This is a genomic window from Rhizobium sp. YTU87027 (assembly GCF_050644135.1).
GTDB lineage: Bacteria > Pseudomonadota > Alphaproteobacteria > Rhizobiales > Rhizobiaceae > Rhizobium.
Window position 1 is genome coordinate 3,168,902 of sequence record NZ_CP098440.1, and the last position, 20,031, is coordinate 3,188,932.

Consider the following 20,031-nt stretch of genomic DNA (forward strand, 5'->3'; position numbering starts at 1 on the left):
ATGACACACGCTTTTTATGTCTACGGGTCCTACGGCTTCGCTGCGCTTGTTACAGCAGCGGTTACCCTTTGGACCTGGGCGGACGGCCGTGCTCGCCGCAAGGAACTAGCAGCCCTTGAGGCTTCCGGGATCCGCCGCCGTTCGGCACGAGCAAAGGATGGCGAATGAGCCCCGCGCCTGAAACGAGCCCCGCCAAGCGCGGATTTGGACGCTATGCCGTCGCCTTGATCCCCTTGGTTGTTTTTGCCGGGATCGCCGCCACAGCGGCAAAGATGCTTTACGATCAGGGCGTCCATGGCAGGGATATCTCGGAAATACCCTCGGCCCTGATCGGCACGAAGGCGCCGGCGCTGGACCTGCCGCCGCTCGAAGGCGCCAACCGGCCGGCCCTGACCGACAGTGCAATCAAGGGCAAGCTGACGCTCGTCAACGTCTTCGCCTCCTGGTGTATCCCCTGTCGTGAAGAGCATCCAATCTTGATGGAACTGGCAAAGGACAACCGCCTTAACGTGGTTGCCATCAACTACAAGGACAAGAACGACAACGCGCTCCGCTTCCTCGGCGAACTCGGCAATCCCTTTGCGGCTATCGGTATCGATCCCAAGGGGCAGGCAGCCATCGATTGGGGCGTCTACGGCATCCCCGAAAGCTATCTCGTCGCCCCTGATGGCACGATCCTCTACAAGCGAGTAGGCCCGTTCGACGATATCAGTTTGAAGGAAGGCCTTTTCCCCGCCATGGAAAAGGCGCTGGGCAGGCCTGTTTCCTGATCAGATCGCGCTTTGCCAAGTCTTGATCGCCTCGACAGGCCAGATCAGCATCAGCACGTTAAGCGTCAGGTTATCGCGAATAAGGTAGCCGGTCAAAAGCTCGAAGAAGATCGCTATCGCCACCGTCAACGCCACCGGAGCCCGCGAGGCGAAGACGAAGCCGACCATCATGAACACCGTGTCCATCAGCGAATTGATGATGCTGTCGCCGTAGTAGTCGAGCGAGATCGTCGCAGAACGATAGCGATCGATGATGATGGGCGAATTCTCCAGCAGCTCCCAGCCCGACTCAATAACCAACGCCAACAGCAGGCGTGCCGCAAACGGCTTTCCGCGCAGGACGAGATGGGCAATGCCGTAGAAGATGAACCCGTGGATGATATGCGACGGCGTGTACCAGTCCGACAGGTGCTGGGAATTGCCGCTTGATTTGACGACGCCTTCCCACAGTTTGACATAGCCGCAGGTGCAGATCGGCGTACGGCCCATCAGATACTCAACGACCACCTGCGTCAGCAGAACCAGCAGACAGGCTGCAAACCAGAACGTCTGATGGCGAACCCTTGTCTGCGCCTCTGCGACTGTCACTTCTCGGCCTCTCCGGCCGGCGTCACCGTGTGCCTCATGATGAGCGGCATCTGCGCCATCGTGAAGATGATGGTGATTGGCATCGTACCCCAGACCTTGAAGGCAACCCAGAAATCATCGGAGAAATTGCGCCAAATGACCTCGTTCAGCACCGCGAGGAACAGGAAGAAGATGCCCCAGCGGATCGTCAGCTTGCGCCATCCCTCGGCATCGAGCTGGAAGGCCGCATTGAAGACGTAGCCGAGCAACGACTTGCCGAAAGCCAGGCCGCCAAGCAGCGCAACGCCGAAGAGCGCGTTGACGATGGTCGGCTTCATCTTGATGAAGGTCTCGTTCTGCAGGTAGATCGACAACGATCCGAAGATGACGACGACGATGCCCGACACGAACGGCATGATCGGCAGATGCCCGAGCACGACCTTCGATACGATCAGCGAGATCACCGTCGCCCCCATGAAGAGGGCCGTTGCCACGAACAGCGGTCCGCCGAGCTCCGAGAGAGCCGGAAACCGCTCGACAAGCCACGCGCCGCGCAGGTTGGCGAAGAAGAAGATCAGCAGCGGGCCAAGTTCCAGCGCCAGCTTCAGCATCGGGTGATGCCGGTCGGCCGCGCTTGGGGTAATATCGCTCTCTGTCGTCATTCTATCTCAAATCCGTTTGTGCCACACGAGACGCTTGCCCGTGTTTGTCGGCATATCTGTGGCATTATTGGCCGAGCCCGGCAATGGCGTGCGCGAAATCCTCAGCCTCGAAAGGTTCGAGATCGTCGACGCCTTCCCCAACGCCAATGAAATAGACCGGCAGCTTGTGCTTGGCGGAGATCGCCACGAGAATGCCGCCGCGGGCCGTGCCATCGAGCTTCGTCATGATCAGCCCGTTGACGCCAGCCACGTTGCGGAAGATTTCGACCTGCGAAAGCGCGTTTTGCCCTGTCGTTGCATCAAGTGTCTGCAGCACCGTATGCGGCGCATCCGGATCGAGTTTGCCGAGAACACGAACGATCTTCTCAAGCTCGGCCATCAGCTCCGCCTTGTTCTGCAGGCGGCCAGCGGTATCGATGATCAGGACATCGCACTTCCTCGCCTTGGCCTGCTCGAAGGCGTCATAGGCAAGACCGGCGGCATCGGCGCCGAGCTTGGTCCCGATGAACTCCGACTTGGTGCGGTCAGCCCAGATCTTCAGCTGCTCGATCGCAGCGGCGCGGAACGTATCGCCGGCAGCCACCATCACCTTGAGGCCGGCGCCCGAGAGCTTCGACGCCAGCTTGCCGATCGTCGTCGTCTTGCCTGTTCCGTTGACGCCGACGACAAGGATGACGTGCGGCTTGTGGCTGAGATCGAGCTGCAACGGCTTGGCAACTGGCTTCAGCACCTTGGCGATCTCGCTTGCCATGATGCGGCTGACATCCTCGCCCGTCACGTCCTTGCCGTAGCGCTCGGAGGCCAGCGTATCGGTGACGCGCATCGCCGTCTCGACGCCAAGATCGGCCTGGATCAGCAGATCCTCGAGATCCTGCAGCGTGTCATCATCCAGCTTCCGCTTGGTGAAAAGGGCCGCGATTTGGCCGGTGAGCTGAGACGAGGTGCGGGCGAGGCCAGCGCGCAGGCGCTGAAACCAGGAAAGTTTTGGCGCAGGCACCAGAGGTGCGGCTTCGGAAGCCGCGGGACCGGTGGCGAATCCCTTCGGAAGGACGGGAGCGGCGGGGGAATCGCTGGAAGCGTCGTCGTACTCCGCCGGCGTAGATATTTCTTGCTCGGCAGGAGCGGCCCGATCGGCCACGGGCTGCTGTTCCGCATCGGCTTCCGCTGCAAGCTCTGCAGCCGACGTCTCTTCGGTTTCGCCAGCGAATGCTGCTTCCGCGACTTCTTCCTCTGCCCGGTCGCCGATTTCCGGCCGCAGGGAAGACGCAACAGGAACCGTCCGTTCCAGCGTGCTTTCAGCAGGAGTATCGACCTCGGCTTCGGCTTCAAGCAGCGAGAGCGGCAAAACGCCCATATCGCTCGCCTGCACCTCAGACGGCAGGGCCTCGGAAACGTCGTCCTCATCCGCGAGCCCTTCGGCCCGCTCGGCAAGCTCCTCGATCGGGGCATCATCGGCGGGACCGCCGGCCGTATCCATCTCCTGCGCCAGAACAGGATCGGCGGCAACAGGAAGGTTCTCTTCGCGCGAATGCGGCTCCGGTTCGGATTCGAGCGCCTTCGTCTCGACCGGCTCCGGCGCCTGCTCTTCCTCCGGCTTCGGGCCGAAGGTGAAGACCTTTTTAATGAAACTGAACGCCATGAGGATTCCGTAAACTCAGGCCGCGTCGGCGACCGTCAATTGCATGTCGAGGTGTTTGCTGTTGTGCCCGGTGATGACAGCCTGCACGAAGCTGCGAGGCGCAAGTCCCGCCGCTGCGACAAGCGTGAAGTTCTCCGTATGCGCCAAACCGTTGTTTTCCACCAGCAGCCATTGCCGCGTTCCAACCATCCCGTCGAGATGGGACTGATGCAGGCGATGTCCAGTGGCGCGCAGTCGCGCGGCCCGCTCCTTGACTAGCGCACGATCGAGCTGCGGCATGCGCGCAGCGGGCGTTCCCGGCCGTGGGCTATAAGGGAACACGTGAAGATGGGCGATATTGGCCTCTTCTGCCAGCCGCACGGCATTGGCGAACATGTCTTCGCTCTCGGTCGGAAAGCCGGCGATCATGTCCGCGCCGAAGCTGATCTCCGGCCGCAGACGGCGCACGTCGTTGACGAACGCCAGGGCATCCGCGCTCGAATGGCGACGCTTCATCCGCTTCAGGATCATGTCGTCGCCATGCTGCAACGAAAGGTGGAGATGCGGCATGAAGCGTGCCTCGTCGGCGATCAGATCCAAGAGATGCTTGTCCGCCTCGATGCTGTCGATCGATGAAAGCCGGAGGCGACGAATATCGGGCACCTGCTTCAGAAGCGTCTTCGCGAGCAACCCAAGCGTCGGCTCGCCGGGCAGGTCGGCGCCATAGCTGGTCGCATCGACCCCGGTCAGCACGATCTCCCGGTAGCCGCTTTCGACGAGCCTACGCGCCTGGTCGACGACCGCCCCCATCGGCACGGAGCGTGAGTTGCCGCGGCCATAGGGAATGATGCAGAAGGTGCAGCGGTGGTCGCAACCGTTCTGGACCTGGATGAACGCCCGCACATGACCATCGATGTGCTTGACCATCTGCGGCGCCGTTTGGCGCACGCTCATGATGTCGTTGACGCGCAGCTTCTCTTCCGCCGAAACGCCGAAATCCGGCAGGGCGCGATAGGAAGCGCTCTTCAGCTTCTCCTCGTTGCCAAGGACAGCATCGACCTCTGCCATGTCGGCGAAAGTCTCTTTTTCCGTCTGGGCCGCGCAGCCGGTCACGATGATCCGGGCATTAGGATTGTCGCGCCGGGCGCGTCGGATCGCCTGGCGAGCCTGGCGCACAGCTTCGCCGGTAACCGCACAAGTATTGACGAGGATGGCATTGTTGAGCCCGGCCTTCTCGGCCTCCGCCCGCATCACTTCGGATTCGTAGGTATTGAGACGACAGCCGAAGGTGATGACCTCAACGCCGCTCACCGCGCTTCCGCTCCCTGCGCCGCATCGCGCGACCACGCACCCGTCGACGGATCGAGCGTCCCTGACCATTCCCATTCGGCCGGACCCGTCATGATGACGTGACCATCGCGTTCGCGCCATTCGATCGTCAGAACACCCTGGTTGGGGCTGCTGGCAACCTTCACCGCGACTTCGCGCCCGGTCCGTCCGGTGCGAGCGGCGGAAACGGCGGTCGCACAAGCGGCAGAACCGCAGGCCAGCGTCAGTCCCGCGCCCCGCTCCCAGGTGCGCGTCGTGATCGAGCTGCGAGAGGTCACTTGCGCCAGCGTGATGTTGGCGCGCTCCGGGAACATCGGATGGTTTTCAAGCAGCGGTCCAAAACGGCCGAGATCGAACGACATCGGATCGCGGTCGACCCAGAAGATCGCATGCGGATTGCCCATCGAAGCGACAGAGGGCGAATGCAGCACAGGATTGTCGATCGGCCCGAGCTGCAGTTCGATGCGGCTGGTATCGTGAAATTCTTCGGCGAGCGGAATCTTGTCCCACTCGAAGACCGGCTTGCCCATATCGACGGAGATCGTCCCATCCTCGTGCTCAACGGCATTGAGAATGCCGGCCACCGTCTGGAAGGTGAAAACCTTCTTGCCGGTTTCCGAAGCAAGCGCCTGCACAACGCAGCGCGTACCATTGCCGCAGGCTTGCGCCTTCGAGCCGTCGGAGTTCAGGATGTCGATCCAGGCATCCGTGCCCGCGGCCTTCGGGTCGTGGATCGCCATGATCTGGTCGAACTGCGTGTCCGGCGCGGCATTCAGCGCGATTGCTGCGGCGGGCGTCACCTTGTCGGCGCGACCGCGCATGTCAACGACCAGGATCTTGTTGCCAAGCCCGTTCATCTTCGCGAATTCGACCGTTGCGCTCATAGGTGTCATGTCCGTCTCTGTTTGGGCTGTATATGGCGGAAATGCCGAGGAATTACCAGTGGCTTGACGGACCCGAGCACCGCGACACATTCATGGGAGAGCCATACCGAGACCTCATATTTAAGAATGACTGCAAATATCTAGCGCTTTTCACCGCTTCGAGGCATTCTTGGTCTCGGATGCGTGCTTTTGGCAGGGAGGATCGCCGATGCGCTGCTTCACGGTACTTGGGCCCTCGCAGACGGGAAAAACGACACTCGTCGCAAAGCTGGCCTCGCTCGAGGGAATGCCCAGAAAGTCAGCCTCTCCATACGGATCAAGCCTTACAGAGTTCGATTTCAAGGACGAAGCGTGGTGTGCGATCGACACCCCCGGGGCAAACGAGGCGCTCGCCCTGGCGCAGGATGCCCTGCTCGTCAGCGACGCCTGTATTCTCTGCATATCGCCGACGCCGGATGATGCCGTTCTGGCCGCACCTTATCTGCGCGCCATCGAGGCCTCCGGCACCCCCTGCCTCGTCTTCATCAATCGGATGGACGAGCCGCGCGGTCGACTGCGCGATGTCATTGCCGCGCTTCAGACCTATTCAAACCACCCCCTCGTCATGCGGCAGGTCCCGATCCGCGAGGGTGATACGATTGTCGGCAGCTGCGACCTCATTTCCGAGCGCGCCTGGCGCTACCGGGAGGGGCAGCCCTCCGCACTCATCGAACTGCCGCAGGATACTGTCGAGCGCGAGCACGAGGCACGGGCAGAGATGCTCGAGCAGCTTTCGGAGTTCGACGACTGGCTGCTCGAGGAGCTGATCGAGGACCGCGAACCGGCAAGTGATACAATTTTTGCGATCTCCTCGCGCATTCTCAAAGAGAATCGAGTCATCCCCGTGCTGTTTGGCGCCGCCTCACACAGCAACGGCATCATGCGCCTGATGAAGGCCCTTCGCCACGAAGCGCCGCCGGCAGCAGCGTTGCGAAAGAGGCTCTCTGGAAGTTCCGGCGCGCAAGAGGCGGAACTTTCTGCCGTTAGTTTCCACGCCTATCACAAGGCCAATGTCGGCAAGACGGTCCTCGTACGGGCGCTGGCCGACGGCTTGAAGCAGGGCGCCTCTTTGGGTGGCTCTACTCTGGGTCCCTTGCAGGAAGCCGGCAGCGGAAAACCGATCGTCGGCACTGTCCAGTCAGGTGGCATCTTTGCCGCTCTGAAATCGGACCATCTGCCCGCACTCGCGCTGCTGACACAATCAGCCAGCGTCGAACCGCCGGACTGGACTACACCGCCGACACCGATGCTGGAACGAATTCTCGTTCCCGGCAGTGAGCGTGACGAAACCAAGCTCTCGGCAACACTGGCGAAACTGGTGGAAACCGATCGCGGCCTGAAGGTGATGCAGGAAGAAGGCACGGGCGCAGCATTGATCTGCGCTCAGGGACCGGTCCATCTGCGCGATCTACGCAAGACGCTGTCGGAGGTTTTTCGGGTCGAAGTTTCGGACCGCGCACCGAACCCGATCTACCGGGAAACAATCTCCAAGCCCTCGGACGTGCGCTATCGCCACCGCAAGCAAACGGGGGGCGCCGGCCAGTTCGCCGATGTGCAGCTCAGCGTCCGGCCGAACGAGCGCGGCCAGGGTTTTACCTTCGGCGAAAGTGTCAAGGGCGGTACCGTACCGCGAAACTACATACCGGCAGTCGAGGCCGGTGCACGCGAAGCCATGGAAAAGGGGCCGCTCGGTTTCCAGGTCGTCGACGTCGATGTGACATTGACCGACGGCCAGTATCACTCGGTCGACAGCTCCGATTTCGCCTTCCGTGCGGCCGGGAAGATGGGCGTCAAGCAGGCGCTGTCACAGGCATCCGCCGTGCTCATGCAGCCTGTCGTGCGAGTCGATATCCATATCCCCTCGGTCTATTCCGGCGGCATGGTGACGCTCGTTTCCTCACTCAAAGGACAGGTACTCGGCTTCGACCGAGACGAGAACGCGAAGGGCTGGGACATATTCCGGGCATTAGTACCGGGTGGTGTCCTGGAAGAGCTGGCACGATCACTGAAATCCGCGACCCAAGGCATCGGCCATTTCTCCAAGACCTTTGATCACTTCGAGGAGCTTTACGGCAAGGAGGCCGACACCATCATCAATACGCATGGTTCAGGGGCTCAGTCGCACTGATTCTCATGCGACCGGCACGTCAAAGACCTCGCCTGCCCTAAGCGGCCGGAACCGCTCCGGCGGTACCCCATGCTCGCTCATGGCTGCTTCCAGCGCCTTGATCGGCGCATCAATCGCCTCGTCGGTGAGTTGGAAGGTGGCAAAGTGATGCCCTGCCACATAGGCCGCGTTGGCCAACTGCATGCCCGTCACCGCTTCCTTAGGATTCTGATGCTGCCCCTTCATGAACCAGCGCGGTTCATAGGCTCCGAACGGCAGGACGGCGAGGCGAAAGGCGCCATGCTTCTGCTGGGCAGCCTTGTAGTTGACGCCACCATGAAAGCCCGTATCCCCGACATGATAGATCTTCCCTGCCGGTGTCGACAGGACGAAGGCCGCCCATAGCGCCATGCGACGATCCCCGGTGCCACGCGCCGACCAATGATGCGCCGGCTCGGCGTCGATCCTGATGCCGGCAAGCGCGATGCGCTCGCCCCAATCCATCCCCGTCACCTGCATGGTGGGAACGGCGCGACGAATGATCGTATCGTTGCCAAGCGGCGTTACGACATGCGGCCGATGTCTCGCCTGCAACCGCTTAAGTGTCGCGATATCGAGGTGATCGTAATGGTTATGGGAAACGAGAACGAGGTCGATCGGTGGCAGGTCGTCGAACGCAATACCGGGCGCCACAACACGCTTCGGTCCGGCGAAGGCGAAGGGGCTGGCGCGGTCGGACCATACAGGATCGGTCAGGATATTGAGCCCCGCGACCTGCACCAGCATCGTCGCGTGGCCGACCATGGTCACCCGCAGATCGTCGCCATCAACGCGCGCATCCGGCTTGGCCGGTACGAAGGGGCTCGGAACCGACTTCGGCCAGCGATCGCGGCCGCCGCCGAACTGCCATCGCATCAGATCGCGAAAACCAAGAGGCTCGATACCATCCGGATTGAAGAAATGCGTGCCGTCGAAGTGATCGGAGACAGGCCCTTGATAGTAGGGATTGCGTCTTTTGGCCGTAGGCATACAAAGCGATTCCGTTGCAGGGAAAGCAGATCTGGGATCGGGCGCTCGCTTTTGAAAGGTCGAAACGCCGTCTTTTCTCGGCTTTCCCTTGACTCCCGGCCCGTTTTCCTGTTTACCGCCGCTCAATCTGCGACGAGCTTCAAGACTCGAGCCACCGACCGGGACCCGTAAAGGTATAAAGAGATCCCGGAGGTCCACACCCGACAGCGCGATGCGCCCTCGGGTGCTTTTTGGCTTTGCGTCTTGTTTTCGTCAAGGAAAAGCACAAGGTTTCCGCCATCCCGGAAATCACAAGGAAGAGCCGATGTTTGAAAACCTCCAGGACCGTCTTGGATCCATTCTGAATGGACTGACAGGCCGTGGCGCGCTTTCGGAAAGCGATGTTTCCGCGGCGCTGCGCGAGGTGCGCCGTGCGTTGCTGGAAGCGGACGTGGCGCTCGATGTCGTGCGCTCCTTCACCGATCGCGTCCGCGAAAAGGCCGTCGGTGCGGAAATCCTGAAGTCGATCAAGCCCGGCCAGATGGTCGTCAAGATCGTCCATGACGAGCTGATCGAGATGCTCGGCGGCGAAGGTGTCGGTGTCGATCTGCATGCGGTAGCCCCCGTCGTCATCATGATGGTCGGTCTGCAGGGCTCGGGTAAGACGACCACGACGGCGAAGATCGCCAAGCGTCTCACCGACCGCGAGAAGAAGAAGGTGCTGATGGCGTCGCTCGATACGCGACGCCCGGCCGCCCAGGAGCAGCTGCGCCAGCTCGGCGTGCAGACCAATGTCGACACCCTGCCTGTGATCGCGGGCCAGTCGCCGACCGATATCGCCGCACGCGCCGTTCAGGCTGCGAAGCTCGGCGGCCATGACGTCGTCATCCTCGACACCGCCGGCCGCACGCATATCGACGAACCCTTGATGGTCGAAATGGCCGACATCAAGAAGAAGTCGAACCCGCACGAAATCCTGCTGGTCGCGGACTCGCTGACCGGTCAGGACGCCGTCAATCTGGCCCGCAGCTTCGATGAACGCGTCGGCATCACCGGCCTCGTCCTGACCCGCATGGACGGCGACGGCCGCGGCGGTGCGGCGCTCTCTATGCGAGCCGTAACCGGCAAGCCGATCAAGCTCATCGGTGTCGGCGAGCGCATGGGCGAGCTCGAGGAGTTCCATCCCCGCCGTATCGCTGACCGCATCCTCGGCATGGGCGACATCGTTTCGCTGGTCGAGCGCGCCGCCGAAAACATCGACGCCGAAAAGGCGGCAGCCATGGCCGCCAAGATGGCCAAGGGCAAGTTTGACCTGAACGACCTCGCCGACCAGCTGCGCCAGATGCAGAAAATGGGCGGCATGGGCGGCATCATGAGCATGATGCCCGGCATGGCCGGCATGAAGGACAAGATGGCTTCGGCCGGTCTCAACGACAGTCTGTTCGGCCGCCAGCTCGCTATCATCTCCTCGATGACCAAGGCCGAGCGCGCCAACCCCGATATTCTTAAGCACTCCCGCAAGAAGCGCATCGCCGCCGGCTCCGGCACCGATGCCGCCGACATCAACAAGCTTCTGAAGATGCATCGCCAGATGGCGGACATGATGAAGATGATGGGCGGCAAGGGCAAGGGCGGCCTGATGAAGCAGATGATGGGCGGCCTTGCCGGCAAGATGGGCCTCGGTGGCCTCGGCGGCGGCATGCCCGATCTTTCGAATATCGACCCCAAACAGCTCGAAGCGCTCCAAAAGCAGGCTGAAGTTGCTGGTCTCGGAAAGCCGGGCGGTGGCCTACCTGGTCTTGGCGGCATGTCCGGTGGTTTGCCGGGTCTCGGCGGCGCAAAGCTGCCAGGCCTTGGTGGTGGTTTCCCGGGGCTTCCCGGCCTGCCCAAGAAGAAGTGAAGGGTCGCGTGAACGATGATTGATCCTGAAATCAAAGCCCAGCTTTCGAACTATCGCCAGTCGATCGACAACATCGATGCGGCGCTGGTCCACATCCTGGCCGAACGCTTCCGCTGCACCAAAGAGGTCGGCGTTCTCAAGGCCAAGCACAAGTTGCCGCCGGCCGACCCGGCGCGCGAAGAATACCAGATCGAACGCCTCCGCCACCTGGCGAAGGATGCCAATCTGGATCCGGATTTCGCCGAGAAGTTCTTGAACTTCATCATCAAGGAAGTCATCCGGCATCATGAGCAGATCGCTGCCGACCACGCCGAAAACGGCGCCGCAGCAAAATGAACCGTATCGCCGGATCAGGCGGTCCAGAAAAGTCCAAGGAGTAAAGAAAATGGCACTGAAAATTCGTCTCGCACGCGGTGGTTCCAAGAAGCGCCCGTACTACCACATCGTTCTCGCCGACGCCCGTTCGCCGCGCGACGGCCGCTTCCTCGAGAGCCTCGGTTCCTGGAACCCGATGCTCGCCAAGGACAACAACGCGCGCATCACGCTGAACAACGACCGCATCAAGCACTGGCTTGAGCAGGGCGCACAGCCGACCGACCGCGTTCTGCGCTTCCTCAACGAAGCTGGCCTCGCAAAGCGTGACGCCAAGAACAACCCGGAAAAGGCAAAGCCGGGCAAGAAGGCTCAGGAGCGCGCTGCTGAAAAGGCTCAGAAGGCCGCCGACGCTGCCGAAGCTGCTGCTTCCGCAGAATAATCGGGGACTTTCCCTTATCGAACGGGCGGCATGGCGACATGCCGCCCGTTTTCGTTTCCATTCCACCGCACTTCGTTTAAGAGAAGCCCAGATTTGCGGCTTCATGTGAAGGACGTCATGGCAAAGCTTGAAAATCCGGTTCTGATGGCAACGATCGGCGGCGCCCAAGGGCTGCGCGGCGAAGTGCGCGCCAAGGCCTACACCGCTGACCCGACGGCCCTCGGCGACTACGGCAACCTGCACAGCATGGACGGCCGCACCTTCGAGATTCTCGATATCCGGGAGATGAAGAACGTTGTCGTCGTCCGCTTCCGCGGGATCAACGACCGCAATGCCGCCGAGGCGCTGAACGGATTGGAGCTCTACATCGAGCGCGATAACCTGCCGGACGAGGAGCTGGAGGAAGACGAATTCTTCTACGCCGATCTGGAGGGCCTGGAAGCGCTCGACGATCAGGGCGTCAGTTACGGCACGGTGACCGGCGTTTTCGATTTCGGCGCCGGCGATCTCCTGGAGCTGAAAGGTCCCGGCAAGCGCCCGGTGTTGATCCCCTTCTCCGAAGCCTCGGTTCTCGATATCGACCTTGAAAGCGGCAGGATCACAATCGATCCGCTGGCGGCCGGCCTCGTCGACAGTGAGGATGACGGACCGAACTTCACGCCCGACAAGCCGAAAAAGAAGAAGTGAGGCCGTCGATGGCGTTTCGCGCGACCGTGCTGACCCTCTACCCGGAAATGTTTCCGGGCCATCTCGGCTACTCACTCGCCGGCAAGGCCATGGAGCGTGGCCAGTGGTCGCTCGATACGCTGCAGATCCGCGATTTCGCGACCGACAAGCACCGGACCGTCGATGACACGCCCGCTGGCGGCGGCGCCGGCATGGTGCTCAAGCCCGACGTACTCGCCCGCGCCATCGACAGCGCCTATGAGAACGACAGCCGTCCTCGCCTGCTGATGAGCCCGCGCGGAAAGCCGCTGACGCAGGAGCGCGTGCGCGAACTGGCGTCCGGCAACGGGGTCATCATCGTTTGCGGCCGCTTCGAGGGTGTCGATCAGCGTGTCATCGATGCGCGTGAGCTGGAAGAGGTCTCAATCGGGGACTACGTGCTGTCGGGAGGCGAACCGGCGGCACTGACCGTACTGGATGCAATCGTCCGTGTTCTGCCGGGCGTCATGGGCAATGATCTTTCCGGGCTGCATGAGAGCTTCGAGGGCGGCCTGCTCGAGCATCCGCACTATACCCGGCCGCAGGAATGGGAGGGCCACGAGATTCCGGCGGTCCTCACATCGGGCAATCACGGCGCGATCGACAAATGGCGCCGCGAGCAGGCACTGCAGCTGACCCGCGAACGACGCCCGGACCTGCTGGACAAATGAGAGATGGCCGGCGGCCAGGGATCCACATTTAACGGTCGGGCCGACAAAATTTCCGGGCCGAAGGGGTGACAAAGCCTGCGCAATACGGTATGCGCACGCCCGGAATGGGAAAACTCCCATCAACCACGTAAAGAAAAACAGACGAATTCGCTCCTGCCCTCACCGGCAAATATCTGCGGCTCGACCAAGGATAGATCGTTCAGAGCGCTCTGGCTGTTGAACCAACAAAGAGGTTGAGTCATGAACATCATTCAGCAGCTTGAGGCCGAGCAGGTCGCCAAGATCGAAGCCCAGCGTACGCTCCCGGAATTCTCCCCGGGCGATACCGTTCGCGTGAACGTCCGCGTCAAGGAAGGCAACCGTACCCGCGTACAGGCCTACGAAGGCGTCTGCATCGCTCGCTCCGGCGGCGGTCTGCAGGAGAACTTCACGGTTCGCAAGATCTCCTACGGCGAAGGCGTCGAGCGCGTATTCCCGGTCTGCTCCCCTGCTATCGAAAGCGTAGAAGTCGTTCGCCGCGGTAAGGTCCGTCGCGCGAAGCTCTACTACCTGCGCGATCGTCGCGGCAAGTCGGCTCGTATCGTCGAAAACACCGGCACCCGCGCCCGCAAGCTCAACGACGCTGAACGTCAGGCCGTTGCCGAGGAAAAGGCACGCCTGGAAGCCGAAAAGGTTGCAGCAGCTCAGGCGCTCGCAGCCGAAAAGGCAGCACAGGAAGCCGCAGAAGCTGCAGCAGCGGCAGAGCCGGCAGCAGAATAAGTTTCAATCCTCAGGGATTGTCGGAAAAGGCGACCTTCGGGTCGCCTTTTTTGTTGCGCGCCGACTGTGCCTGTCGCCGCTGACGGCGTTCGCCTTCAACTCCAGTCAATCGTCATCTAACCCTGTCCATGACGATGACCCATAGACTAGAGCATTGCCATTTTCCTCACTTTCGCTCATCGGTGCGAAATAACGATGATAGCGCTTCATGGTCTCGTACAGGTCACGCGGGTTGCCACAGTGGAGAAGGTGCGCATCGATGCGGACCTCTCTTTTGCCAATATCTAACCTCTCGATCAGAATGATTTTGGTCTCATGGAACCGCCCCACTTCGTAGTATCTGATCTTAGCAATCGATGTCCAAGGAATGCTTGTCTCAGCTTGGTGCGCGAGATGGATTCCCTCATGATCCATGGCTAACGTGACCTTGCTGAAATCTACTCGCGACAAAAGCTTGAGAGCACCGGTCACGTAAATGGCGAGGAGTGCCGCTGCCGCGAGAATACCGGCGACCGGGCCAAACCGGGAGCCCGAGATCGCCGCCGCGCCCTTTGCGATCAAATACAGAGATATGACACCACCCCCAAATAGCGCGAAGTAGATGGGGCCTCTGGCTCGCGTGAATTCACGGCGGGGAAAACTGGCGTCCGTTGTGCTCATTGTCGAGCGCTCGTCATCGAAACTCAAATCGCGTTGAACCGCACTCGGGAGATACGGTAAGCCAGCGCCCAATTCTCCCCCTCTGGTTGCGCTGAAGAAAATAGCGCGTCAAGCCAATTTCTGACACTTTCGCCTGAAAGTTCGGCCTAGCGAATCCGCTGGAGGTCAAATGTCAGGCATTCTCATTGCAACTTTGCTGGCAACTGTCTCGATGAAAGCGACCGCAGGATTCTCAACCGGCGAGCTGCTTTTTGCCGATTGTCATGGTTCGCGGCAGTTCGTGATGGGCTACATCACGGGCTGGCTGGATAAGTGGAACAGAGACGAATACCTCGCACGCCGTAATATCGCCGATAGCATTCCCAGTTCAAAAGCACTGGTGAACTCTGCGTTCCTCGCTAACTCTTTCGGCGTGAACTTCTGCGTGCCGGCCGAAACGAAACCCGAAGCGATCGGCGACATGCTCTGTACGTTTCTACAGCAGAATCCAGATGTGCGCGATGCGACAGGCGACGACTTGATGACGACCCTGATCCGAGGCAATTACAGTTGCCCCGTAAATTAATCGTCGGGATCCGGGAGCCAGCGCCAGCCCACAACCCACCTAGGCACCCATCACACCGATTTCTGCGAAATTCCTTCCATCAAAGCCACAGTTTTTGAACCGCCTTTCCCGTTTTTGCGCACAGCTATCGAGCAATGCTCTTGCTATCCGCTTCGCAACTATGACAGGTTTCGCGAACGATATTTCGGGGAGATACACTTAATGCCGTTCCGCCGCGCCGTCCTTGCAGGACTGACCGCTCTTATTCTGTCGCCGCTGGCCGCCCTCGCCGCCGACCTTCCGGACCTCAAGGGCAAGTCGGTCGTCGTCGTCACCGAGAATGCCTATCCGCCGCTGCAGTTCGTTGATCCGAAGTCGGGCAAGGCGATCGGCTGGGAATATGATGCGATGAACGAGATCGCTAAGCGGTTGAATTTCAAGGTCGAGTACCAGAACACCAGCTGGGACGCGATGATCCAGGCGGTCTCCGACAACCAGTACAACATCGGCATGACCGGCATCACCATCAAGGATGAGCGCAAGGCCAAGGTTGATTTCTCCGATCCCTACATGCGCTCGCAGCAGTTCATGCTGGTGCGCGCAGACGAGAAACGCTTTACCGATGCCAAGACTTTCGGTGCCTTCAATGAAGGCCTCGTCGGTGCCCAGCCGGGCACGTCACCTTTCTACACGGCCGTGTACGAGATTCTTGACGGCAACGAACAGAATCCGCGCATCAAGCTCTTCGAAACCTTCGGCGCCACCGTTCAGGCTCTCAAGGCCGGTGACGTTGATGTCGTGCTGACGGACAGCGTCGCTGCCAAGGGCTATGTCGACGCGTCCAGCGGCGGCCTGAAGGTCATCGGCGGCCCGCTCGGTACGGAAGATTTCGGTTTCATCTTCCCGAAGGGCTCCGATCTCGTCGCCCCAGTCAATGCCGCGATCGCGAGCCTGAAGGCCGACGGCACCTTCGACGCGCTGAACAAGAAGTGGTTCCTCGACTACAAGATGGGCGAATGATCCTGTCTACGGTTAGCGCGTGATGGCTCCTCAGCCGGCCCCAGGTGGGCATAGTAAGAGCGACTACCCCTGGTGGCTAGTCGCCCTTGTCGCAATCGGCATCGTCCTTGCCGTCGTCATTGTCACCAATGACATCTATGCGCAGGTCTTCCGCACCGTCTTCAACGGCGCAGGCGTCACCATCTTCGTGACGCTGGTGGGATTTGCGTTGGCGACCCTTCTCGGCCTCGGCATCGCGCTGCTCGGACTATCCGACAGCGTCGTGCTCCGCCAGATCTCTCGCTTCTACGTCGAAGTCATCCGCGGCGTGCCGATGCTGGTGCTGCTATTCTATGTCGCCTTCGTCGGCGCCCCCGGCATCGTCGCGGCCTATAACGTCCTGACCAGCCCGCTGGTCCAGGCCGGCTTGAGCGAACCGGTGATGGTGCGCGACTTGTCGCTGATGTGGCGGGCGATCATCGCACTGATGATCGGTTATTCGTCCTTCATCGCCGAAGTTTTCCGCGCCGGCATACAGTCTGTCGATCACGGACAGATCGAGGCCGCTAAGGCGCTTGGTCTTTCGCGCTACCACCGGTTTCGGTTCGTCGTCTTTCCGCAGGCGATCAGGGTGATCTTCCCGCCGCTGTCGAACGATTTCGTGGCGATGGTCAAGGACAGTTCGCTTGTCTCCGTCCTCGGCGTCTCGGACATCACGCAGATGGGCAAGGTCTATGCCTCCGGCTCGTTTCGCTTCTTTGAAACCTACTCCATCGTCACCTATATCTATCTCATCCTGACAATCGGTCTGTCGCTTGCGCTGAGGCAAGTGGAGAAACGGATGCGCGGGAAAGACCGACGCTAGCGTCCGAATGATTCGAATTGCCGCCGTCGCGAAAAATTGGTATGTGACAGCCCATGGAATCCAAGTTCAGTTGCATTGGGGCGCATATTTTCGTGCTGCAGGATCATTACCGCCTGCCGGCACGCTTCTTTGCGGCCGTTTCCGGTGCACTCAACAGCCGACTTCGTTGATCGAATGACGGCCCGGCGGGCCTCACCGCCACCAACTCCATTTCTCCATACGCATCCAAGAACGGACCTAACGCCATGAGCGCACCGCGTACCCTTTACGACAAGATCTGGGACGACCATCTGGTCGATCAGCAGGACGACGGCACCTGTCTTCTCTACATCGACCGCCACCTGGTCCATGAAGTCACCTCGCCGCAGGCCTTCGAAGGCCTGCGCATGACCGGCCGCAAGGTGCGCGCGCCTGAAAAGACCCTCGCCGTCGTCGATCACAACGTCCCGACTTCGCCCGATCGTCATCTCGGCATCAAGAATGAGGAAAGCCGGATCCAGGTCGAGCAGCTCGCCATCAACGCCGCCGAATTCGGTGTCGAGTATTATTCCGAGAACGACAAGCGCCAGGGCATCGTCCACATCATCGGACCGGAGCAGGGCTTTACCCTGCCTGGCATGACCATCGTCTGCGGCGACAGCCACACTTCGACACACGGCGCCTTCGGCTCGCTCGCGCATGGCATCGGTACCTCTGAGGTCGAGCACGTGCTCGCGACCCAGACGCTGATCCAGAAGAAGGCGAAGAACATGCTGGTGCAGGTCGATGGCCAGCTGCCGGCTGGCGTCACCGCCAAGGATATCGTTCTCGCCATCATCGGCGAAATCGGCACCGCCGGCGGCACCGGCTACGTCATCGAATATGCCGGCGAAGCTATTCGCGCGCTGTCGATGGAAGGCCGCATGACGATCTGCAACATGTCGATCGAAGGCGGTGCCCGCGCAGGCCTGATCGCGCCAGACGAGATCACCTTCGAATACATCAAGGGCAAGCCGCGTGCGCCGAAGGGCGAGGCGCTGGAACAGGCGATCGCTTACTGGAAGACCCTGAAGTCGGACGAGGGTGCGCATTTCGACCGTGTCGTGAAGCTCAACGCCGCCGAACTGCCGCCGATCGTGTCTTGGGGCTCCTCGCCGGAAGACGTCATTTCCGTTCAGGGAGTCGTTCCGAATCCGGACGAAATACAGGAAGAGACGAAGCGCGCTTCCAAGTGGCGTGCACTCGATTACATGGGCCTGAAGCCCGGCACCCCAATCACCGAGATCAACATCGACCGCGTCTTCATCGGCTCCTGCACCAACGGCCGCATCGAAGACCTGCGCGCCGTTGCCAAGGTCGTCGAAGGCAAGACCGTTGCCTCGACCGTCAACGCCATGATCGTTCCGGGCTCCGGCCTCGTGAAGGAGCAGGCAGAGCAGGAAGGCCTCGACAAGATCTTCAAGGCAGCCGGCTTTGACTGGCGCGAGCCGGGCTGCTCCATGTGCCTCGCCATGAACGACGACCGCTTGAAGCCAGGTGAACGCTGCGCCTCGACATCGAACCGGAATTTCGAAGGCCGCCAAGGCTTCAAGGGCCGCACGCACCTGGTCTCTCCGGCCATGGCTGCCGCGGCCGCGATTGCCGGCCACTTCGTCGATATTCGCGAGTGGAACTAATGCACGAAAGCCTCCCTCTCGGAAACGAGGGGGAGGCTATCTCAGCAGACACCGGACGCATTCGGTGAGACAATAGCCGCGTTCGAACCCTAGCTCTCTGGAGAGCAACATGAACGCCGCAGCGAAGCCGCCCGCCAAACGACGCCTTCTCCTTCTTCGTCACGCCAAATCCGCATGGCCGGCAGACGTTGCCGACCACGACCGTCCGCTTGCAGGTCGCGGAGAAAAGGCAGCACCGATGATGGGCCGCTATCTCGCGCGCCAAAAGCTTATTCCTGATCTTGTGCTGGTGTCATCCGCTCGCCGCACACAGGAGACGTGGAAACTCGTCGCCAAAAAGCTCCCATCTTCGATCGAAAAGCTGGATACGGAAGACTTGTACGAAGCCTCCGCGGCGAAAATCGCTGCCGTCGTACAAGCGGTCGATCCAGCGGTTCGAACGCTTATGCTGATAGGGCACAATCCAGGCTTTCAGGATCTCGCAGAGGGGCTCATCGGCGCAGGCGATCCCGAGGCATGTGCTGGCATCAGGCAGAAATTCCCGACAGCCGCACTTGCTGTCATCGCGTTCGATGCTGATCGTTGGAAACAGCTGAAACCCAAAAGCGGCACGCTGGAACGATTCGTCACGCCGCGCTCGCTCGACTGAACCAAAGCCGCGTCTCCCTCCCCCGCGTGAGAGGAGGGAGAGCGAAGCCTACATCAGAAGTTGGCCGTGTAGGGATCCGGTCCCATGCGGGCGCCCTTGTCGTCGAGCTTGGCAATCGCTGCCATGTCGGCCGCATCCAGCTTGAAATCAAAGACCTTGAAATTCTCCTCGATGCGCGATGGCGTCACCGACTTCGGTATGACGACGAGGCCACTATCGATATGCCAGCGGACGATGACCTGCGCAGGCGTCTTTCCGTGCTTCTTGGCGATCTCGCCAATCGTTGCATCGGCGATCAACTTGCCCTGACCGAGCGGGCTCCAGGATTCAGTGACGATGTTCAGCGTCTTATGTGCTTCCTGCGCCGCTTTCTGTTGGAAATCCGGATGCAACTCGATCTGGTTAATAACAGGAACGACGCCCGTGTCGCCGATGATCTGTTCCAGATGATCGGGATAGAAGTTCGAAACACCGATGGAACGCGCGCGGCCTTCTTGCCTGATCTTCACGAAGGCCTTCCAGGTTTCCCGATACAGACCGCGGTGCGGCGATGGCCAGTGGATGAGGTAGAGGTCGACATAATCCGTGCCGAGCTTCTTCAGGCTGCCCTCGAAGGCGCGCATGGTCGCATCATAGCCCTGGTCGCTGTTGCGGAGCTTGGTGGTGACGAAAATGTCCTTGCGATCGAGACCGGATGAGCGGATGCCCTCGCCGACGCCTTCCTCGTTGTCGTAACCGGAAGCCGTATCAATGTGACGATAGCCGGCGGCAATGGCCGCGCGCACCGTCGGTGCTGCGATCTCCTGGGGCGTTTGCCATACGCCAAGGCCCACCTGGGGAATGGAATGTCCGTCATGGAAAGTGATGATGGGTTGCTGTGCCACAA

At 60.8% G+C, this 20,031-nt stretch carries 22 protein-coding genes; 14 read left to right on the forward strand and 8 right to left on the reverse strand.

Features of this window, described 5'->3' with window-relative positions:
* Complete coding sequence (gene ccmD, locus NBG89_RS15715) at positions 1 to 168, forward strand: heme exporter protein CcmD (protein ID WP_431320702.1); 168 nt, start codon at positions 1 to 3, stop codon at positions 166 to 168.
* Positions 165 to 770: a DsbE family thiol:disulfide interchange protein gene (locus NBG89_RS15720; protein ID WP_431320703.1), complete on the forward strand. Its 606-nt coding sequence runs from the start codon at positions 165 to 167 to the stop codon at positions 768 to 770. The genes ccmD and NBG89_RS15720 overlap by 4 nt, the downstream gene beginning before the upstream one ends.
* On the opposite strand, the gene NBG89_RS15725 is transcribed toward NBG89_RS15720, so the two are convergent.
* The 5 genes from NBG89_RS15725 to dapF form a co-directional block, all read right to left on the reverse strand.
* Positions 771 to 1,358 (reverse strand): DUF2585 domain-containing protein, encoded by a 588-nt coding sequence (locus NBG89_RS15725; RefSeq protein WP_431320704.1) that lies wholly within the window; start codon positions 1,356 to 1,358, stop codon positions 771 to 773.
* Positions 1,355 to 1,999, reverse strand: coding sequence for a septation protein A (locus NBG89_RS15730; protein WP_431320705.1), 645 nt, complete (start codon positions 1,997 to 1,999; stop codon positions 1,355 to 1,357). Before NBG89_RS15730 ends, NBG89_RS15725 begins: the two co-directional genes overlap by 4 nt.
* Before the next feature lie 64 nt (positions 2,000 to 2,063).
* Positions 2,064 to 3,638, reverse strand: coding sequence for a signal recognition particle-docking protein FtsY (ftsY, locus tag NBG89_RS15735; RefSeq protein WP_431320706.1), 1,575 nt, complete (start codon positions 3,636 to 3,638; stop codon positions 2,064 to 2,066).
* Positions 3,639 to 3,653: 15 nt separating this feature from the next.
* Entirely contained in the window at positions 3,654 to 4,928 is a 1,275-nt protein-coding gene (gene mtaB / locus NBG89_RS15740) for a tRNA (N(6)-L-threonylcarbamoyladenosine(37)-C(2))-methylthiotransferase MtaB (RefSeq protein ID WP_431320707.1), read from the reverse strand.
* A complete protein-coding gene (gene dapF, locus NBG89_RS15745) occupies positions 4,925 to 5,830 on the reverse strand; it encodes a diaminopimelate epimerase (protein ID WP_431322711.1) in 906 nt (301 codons plus the stop codon). Before dapF ends, mtaB begins: the two co-directional genes overlap by 4 nt.
* Before the next feature lie 208 nt (positions 5,831 to 6,038).
* Here dapF and NBG89_RS15750 point away from each other — a divergent pair, with 208 nt between their 5' ends.
* The gene (locus tag NBG89_RS15750) at positions 6,039 to 7,997 is read left to right on the forward strand and encodes an elongation factor G (protein ID WP_431320708.1); all 1,959 of its coding nucleotides are present in this window, start codon (positions 6,039 to 6,041) and stop codon (positions 7,995 to 7,997) included.
* A 3-nt stretch (positions 7,998 to 8,000) separates the two neighbouring features.
* Here the strand turns inward: NBG89_RS15750 and NBG89_RS15755 are convergent, their stop codons facing one another.
* The gene (locus tag NBG89_RS15755; protein ID WP_431320709.1) at positions 8,001 to 9,005 is read right to left on the reverse strand and encodes an MBL fold metallo-hydrolase; all 1,005 of its coding nucleotides are present in this window, start codon (positions 9,003 to 9,005) and stop codon (positions 8,001 to 8,003) included.
* A gap of 304 nt (positions 9,006 to 9,309) precedes the next feature.
* On the opposite strand from NBG89_RS15755, the gene ffh reads away from it, so the two are divergent.
* The 6 genes from ffh (at position 9,310) to rplS (ending at position 13,773) form a co-directional block, all read left to right on the forward strand.
* Complete coding sequence (ffh, locus tag NBG89_RS15760) at positions 9,310 to 10,884, forward strand: signal recognition particle protein (RefSeq protein ID WP_431320710.1); 1,575 nt, start codon at positions 9,310 to 9,312, stop codon at positions 10,882 to 10,884.
* A gap of 15 nt (positions 10,885 to 10,899) precedes the next feature.
* On the forward strand, positions 10,900 to 11,220 hold the full coding sequence (locus NBG89_RS15765; RefSeq protein WP_113557874.1) for a chorismate mutase: 321 nt from the start codon (positions 10,900 to 10,902) through the stop codon (positions 11,218 to 11,220).
* A gap of 49 nt (positions 11,221 to 11,269) precedes the next feature.
* Positions 11,270 to 11,638, forward strand: coding sequence for a 30S ribosomal protein S16 (rpsP, locus tag NBG89_RS15770; RefSeq protein ID WP_431320711.1), 369 nt, complete (start codon positions 11,270 to 11,272; stop codon positions 11,636 to 11,638).
* A gap of 117 nt (positions 11,639 to 11,755) precedes the next feature.
* On the forward strand, positions 11,756 to 12,325 hold the full coding sequence (gene rimM, locus NBG89_RS15775) for a ribosome maturation factor RimM (protein ID WP_431320712.1): 570 nt from the start codon (positions 11,756 to 11,758) through the stop codon (positions 12,323 to 12,325).
* An 8-nt stretch (positions 12,326 to 12,333) separates the two neighbouring features.
* Complete coding sequence (gene trmD, locus NBG89_RS15780) at positions 12,334 to 13,014, forward strand: tRNA (guanosine(37)-N1)-methyltransferase TrmD (RefSeq protein ID WP_431320713.1); 681 nt, start codon at positions 12,334 to 12,336, stop codon at positions 13,012 to 13,014.
* 240 nt (positions 13,015 to 13,254) lie between these two features.
* Positions 13,255 to 13,773, forward strand: coding sequence for a 50S ribosomal protein L19 (rplS, locus tag NBG89_RS15785; protein WP_431320714.1), 519 nt, complete (start codon positions 13,255 to 13,257; stop codon positions 13,771 to 13,773).
* A gap of 105 nt (positions 13,774 to 13,878) precedes the next feature.
* Here rplS and NBG89_RS15790 read toward each other — a convergent pair whose 3' ends face one another.
* Positions 13,879 to 14,433 carry a hypothetical protein gene (locus NBG89_RS15790; protein ID WP_431320715.1) on the reverse strand — a complete coding sequence of 185 codons (555 nt, stop codon included), beginning with the start codon at positions 14,431 to 14,433 and terminating at the stop codon, positions 13,879 to 13,881.
* Between the two features lie 169 nt (positions 14,434 to 14,602).
* On the opposite strand from NBG89_RS15790, the gene NBG89_RS15795 reads away from it, so the two are divergent.
* The 5 genes from NBG89_RS15795 (at position 14,603) to NBG89_RS15815 (ending at position 19,145) form a co-directional block, all read left to right on the forward strand.
* Positions 14,603 to 14,998 carry a Rap1a/Tai family immunity protein gene (locus NBG89_RS15795; protein WP_431320716.1) on the forward strand — a complete coding sequence of 132 codons (396 nt, stop codon included), beginning with the start codon at positions 14,603 to 14,605 and terminating at the stop codon, positions 14,996 to 14,998.
* A 201-nt stretch (positions 14,999 to 15,199) separates the two neighbouring features.
* Positions 15,200 to 15,997 carry a transporter substrate-binding domain-containing protein gene (locus tag NBG89_RS15800; RefSeq protein WP_431320717.1) on the forward strand — a complete coding sequence of 266 codons (798 nt, stop codon included), beginning with the start codon at positions 15,200 to 15,202 and terminating at the stop codon, positions 15,995 to 15,997.
* Positions 15,998 to 16,019: 22 nt separating this feature from the next.
* Positions 16,020 to 16,841 (forward strand): amino acid ABC transporter permease, encoded by an 822-nt coding sequence (locus NBG89_RS15805; protein ID WP_431320718.1) that lies wholly within the window; start codon positions 16,020 to 16,022, stop codon positions 16,839 to 16,841.
* 245 nt (positions 16,842 to 17,086) lie between these two features.
* Positions 17,087 to 18,496: a 3-isopropylmalate dehydratase large subunit gene (leuC, locus tag NBG89_RS15810; protein ID WP_088693013.1), complete on the forward strand. Its 1,410-nt coding sequence runs from the start codon at positions 17,087 to 17,089 to the stop codon at positions 18,494 to 18,496.
* 109 nt (positions 18,497 to 18,605) lie between these two features.
* Entirely contained in the window at positions 18,606 to 19,145 is a 540-nt protein-coding gene (locus NBG89_RS15815; RefSeq protein WP_431320719.1) for a SixA phosphatase family protein, read from the forward strand.
* A 53-nt stretch (positions 19,146 to 19,198) separates the two neighbouring features.
* Here NBG89_RS15815 and NBG89_RS15820 read toward each other — a convergent pair whose 3' ends face one another.
* Positions 19,199 to 20,029: an aldo/keto reductase gene (locus NBG89_RS15820; protein WP_431320720.1), complete on the reverse strand. Its 831-nt coding sequence runs from the start codon at positions 20,027 to 20,029 to the stop codon at positions 19,199 to 19,201.
* Positions 20,030 to 20,031 lie beyond the last annotated feature (2 nt).

What these genes read in the sequence shown, in the direction of transcription:
- dapF (WP_431322711.1), bottom strand. Translation starts at nt 5,830, where the DNA reads ATGAGCGCAACGGTCGAATTCGCGAAGATGAACGGGCTTGGCAACAAG.
- NBG89_RS15765 (WP_113557874.1), top strand. Translation starts at nt 10,900, where the DNA reads ATGATTGATCCTGAAATCAAAGCCCAGCTTTCGAACTATCGCCAGTCG.
- NBG89_RS15730 (WP_431320705.1), bottom strand. Translation starts at nt 1,999, where the DNA reads ATGACGACAGAGAGCGATATTACCCCAAGCGCGGCCGACCGGCATCAC.
- NBG89_RS15815 (WP_431320719.1), top strand. Translation starts at nt 18,606, where the DNA reads ATGAACGCCGCAGCGAAGCCGCCCGCCAAACGACGCCTTCTCCTTCTT.
- leuC (WP_088693013.1), top strand. Translation starts at nt 17,087, where the DNA reads ATGAGCGCACCGCGTACCCTTTACGACAAGATCTGGGACGACCATCTG.
- NBG89_RS15790 (WP_431320715.1), bottom strand. Translation starts at nt 14,433, where the DNA reads ATGAGCACAACGGACGCCAGTTTTCCCCGCCGTGAATTCACGCGAGCC.
- ffh (WP_431320710.1), top strand. Translation starts at nt 9,310, where the DNA reads ATGTTTGAAAACCTCCAGGACCGTCTTGGATCCATTCTGAATGGACTG.
- NBG89_RS15805 (WP_431320718.1), top strand. Translation starts at nt 16,020, where the DNA reads ATGGCTCCTCAGCCGGCCCCAGGTGGGCATAGTAAGAGCGACTACCCC.
- rimM (WP_431320712.1), top strand. Translation starts at nt 11,756, where the DNA reads ATGGCAAAGCTTGAAAATCCGGTTCTGATGGCAACGATCGGCGGCGCC.
- ftsY (WP_431320706.1), bottom strand. Translation starts at nt 3,638, where the DNA reads ATGGCGTTCAGTTTCATTAAAAAGGTCTTCACCTTCGGCCCGAAGCCG.
- ccmD (WP_431320702.1), top strand. Translation starts at nt 1, where the DNA reads ATGACACACGCTTTTTATGTCTACGGGTCCTACGGCTTCGCTGCGCTT.
- NBG89_RS15800 (WP_431320717.1), top strand. Translation starts at nt 15,200, where the DNA reads ATGCCGTTCCGCCGCGCCGTCCTTGCAGGACTGACCGCTCTTATTCTG.
- NBG89_RS15750 (WP_431320708.1), top strand. Translation starts at nt 6,039, where the DNA reads ATGCGCTGCTTCACGGTACTTGGGCCCTCGCAGACGGGAAAAACGACA.
- NBG89_RS15720 (WP_431320703.1), top strand. Translation starts at nt 165, where the DNA reads ATGAGCCCCGCGCCTGAAACGAGCCCCGCCAAGCGCGGATTTGGACGC.
- rplS (WP_431320714.1), top strand. Translation starts at nt 13,255, where the DNA reads ATGAACATCATTCAGCAGCTTGAGGCCGAGCAGGTCGCCAAGATCGAA.
- rpsP (WP_431320711.1), top strand. Translation starts at nt 11,270, where the DNA reads ATGGCACTGAAAATTCGTCTCGCACGCGGTGGTTCCAAGAAGCGCCCG.
- NBG89_RS15755 (WP_431320709.1), bottom strand. Translation starts at nt 9,005, where the DNA reads ATGCCTACGGCCAAAAGACGCAATCCCTACTATCAAGGGCCTGTCTCC.
- NBG89_RS15795 (WP_431320716.1), top strand. Translation starts at nt 14,603, where the DNA reads ATGTCAGGCATTCTCATTGCAACTTTGCTGGCAACTGTCTCGATGAAA.
- trmD (WP_431320713.1), top strand. Translation starts at nt 12,334, where the DNA reads ATGGCGTTTCGCGCGACCGTGCTGACCCTCTACCCGGAAATGTTTCCG.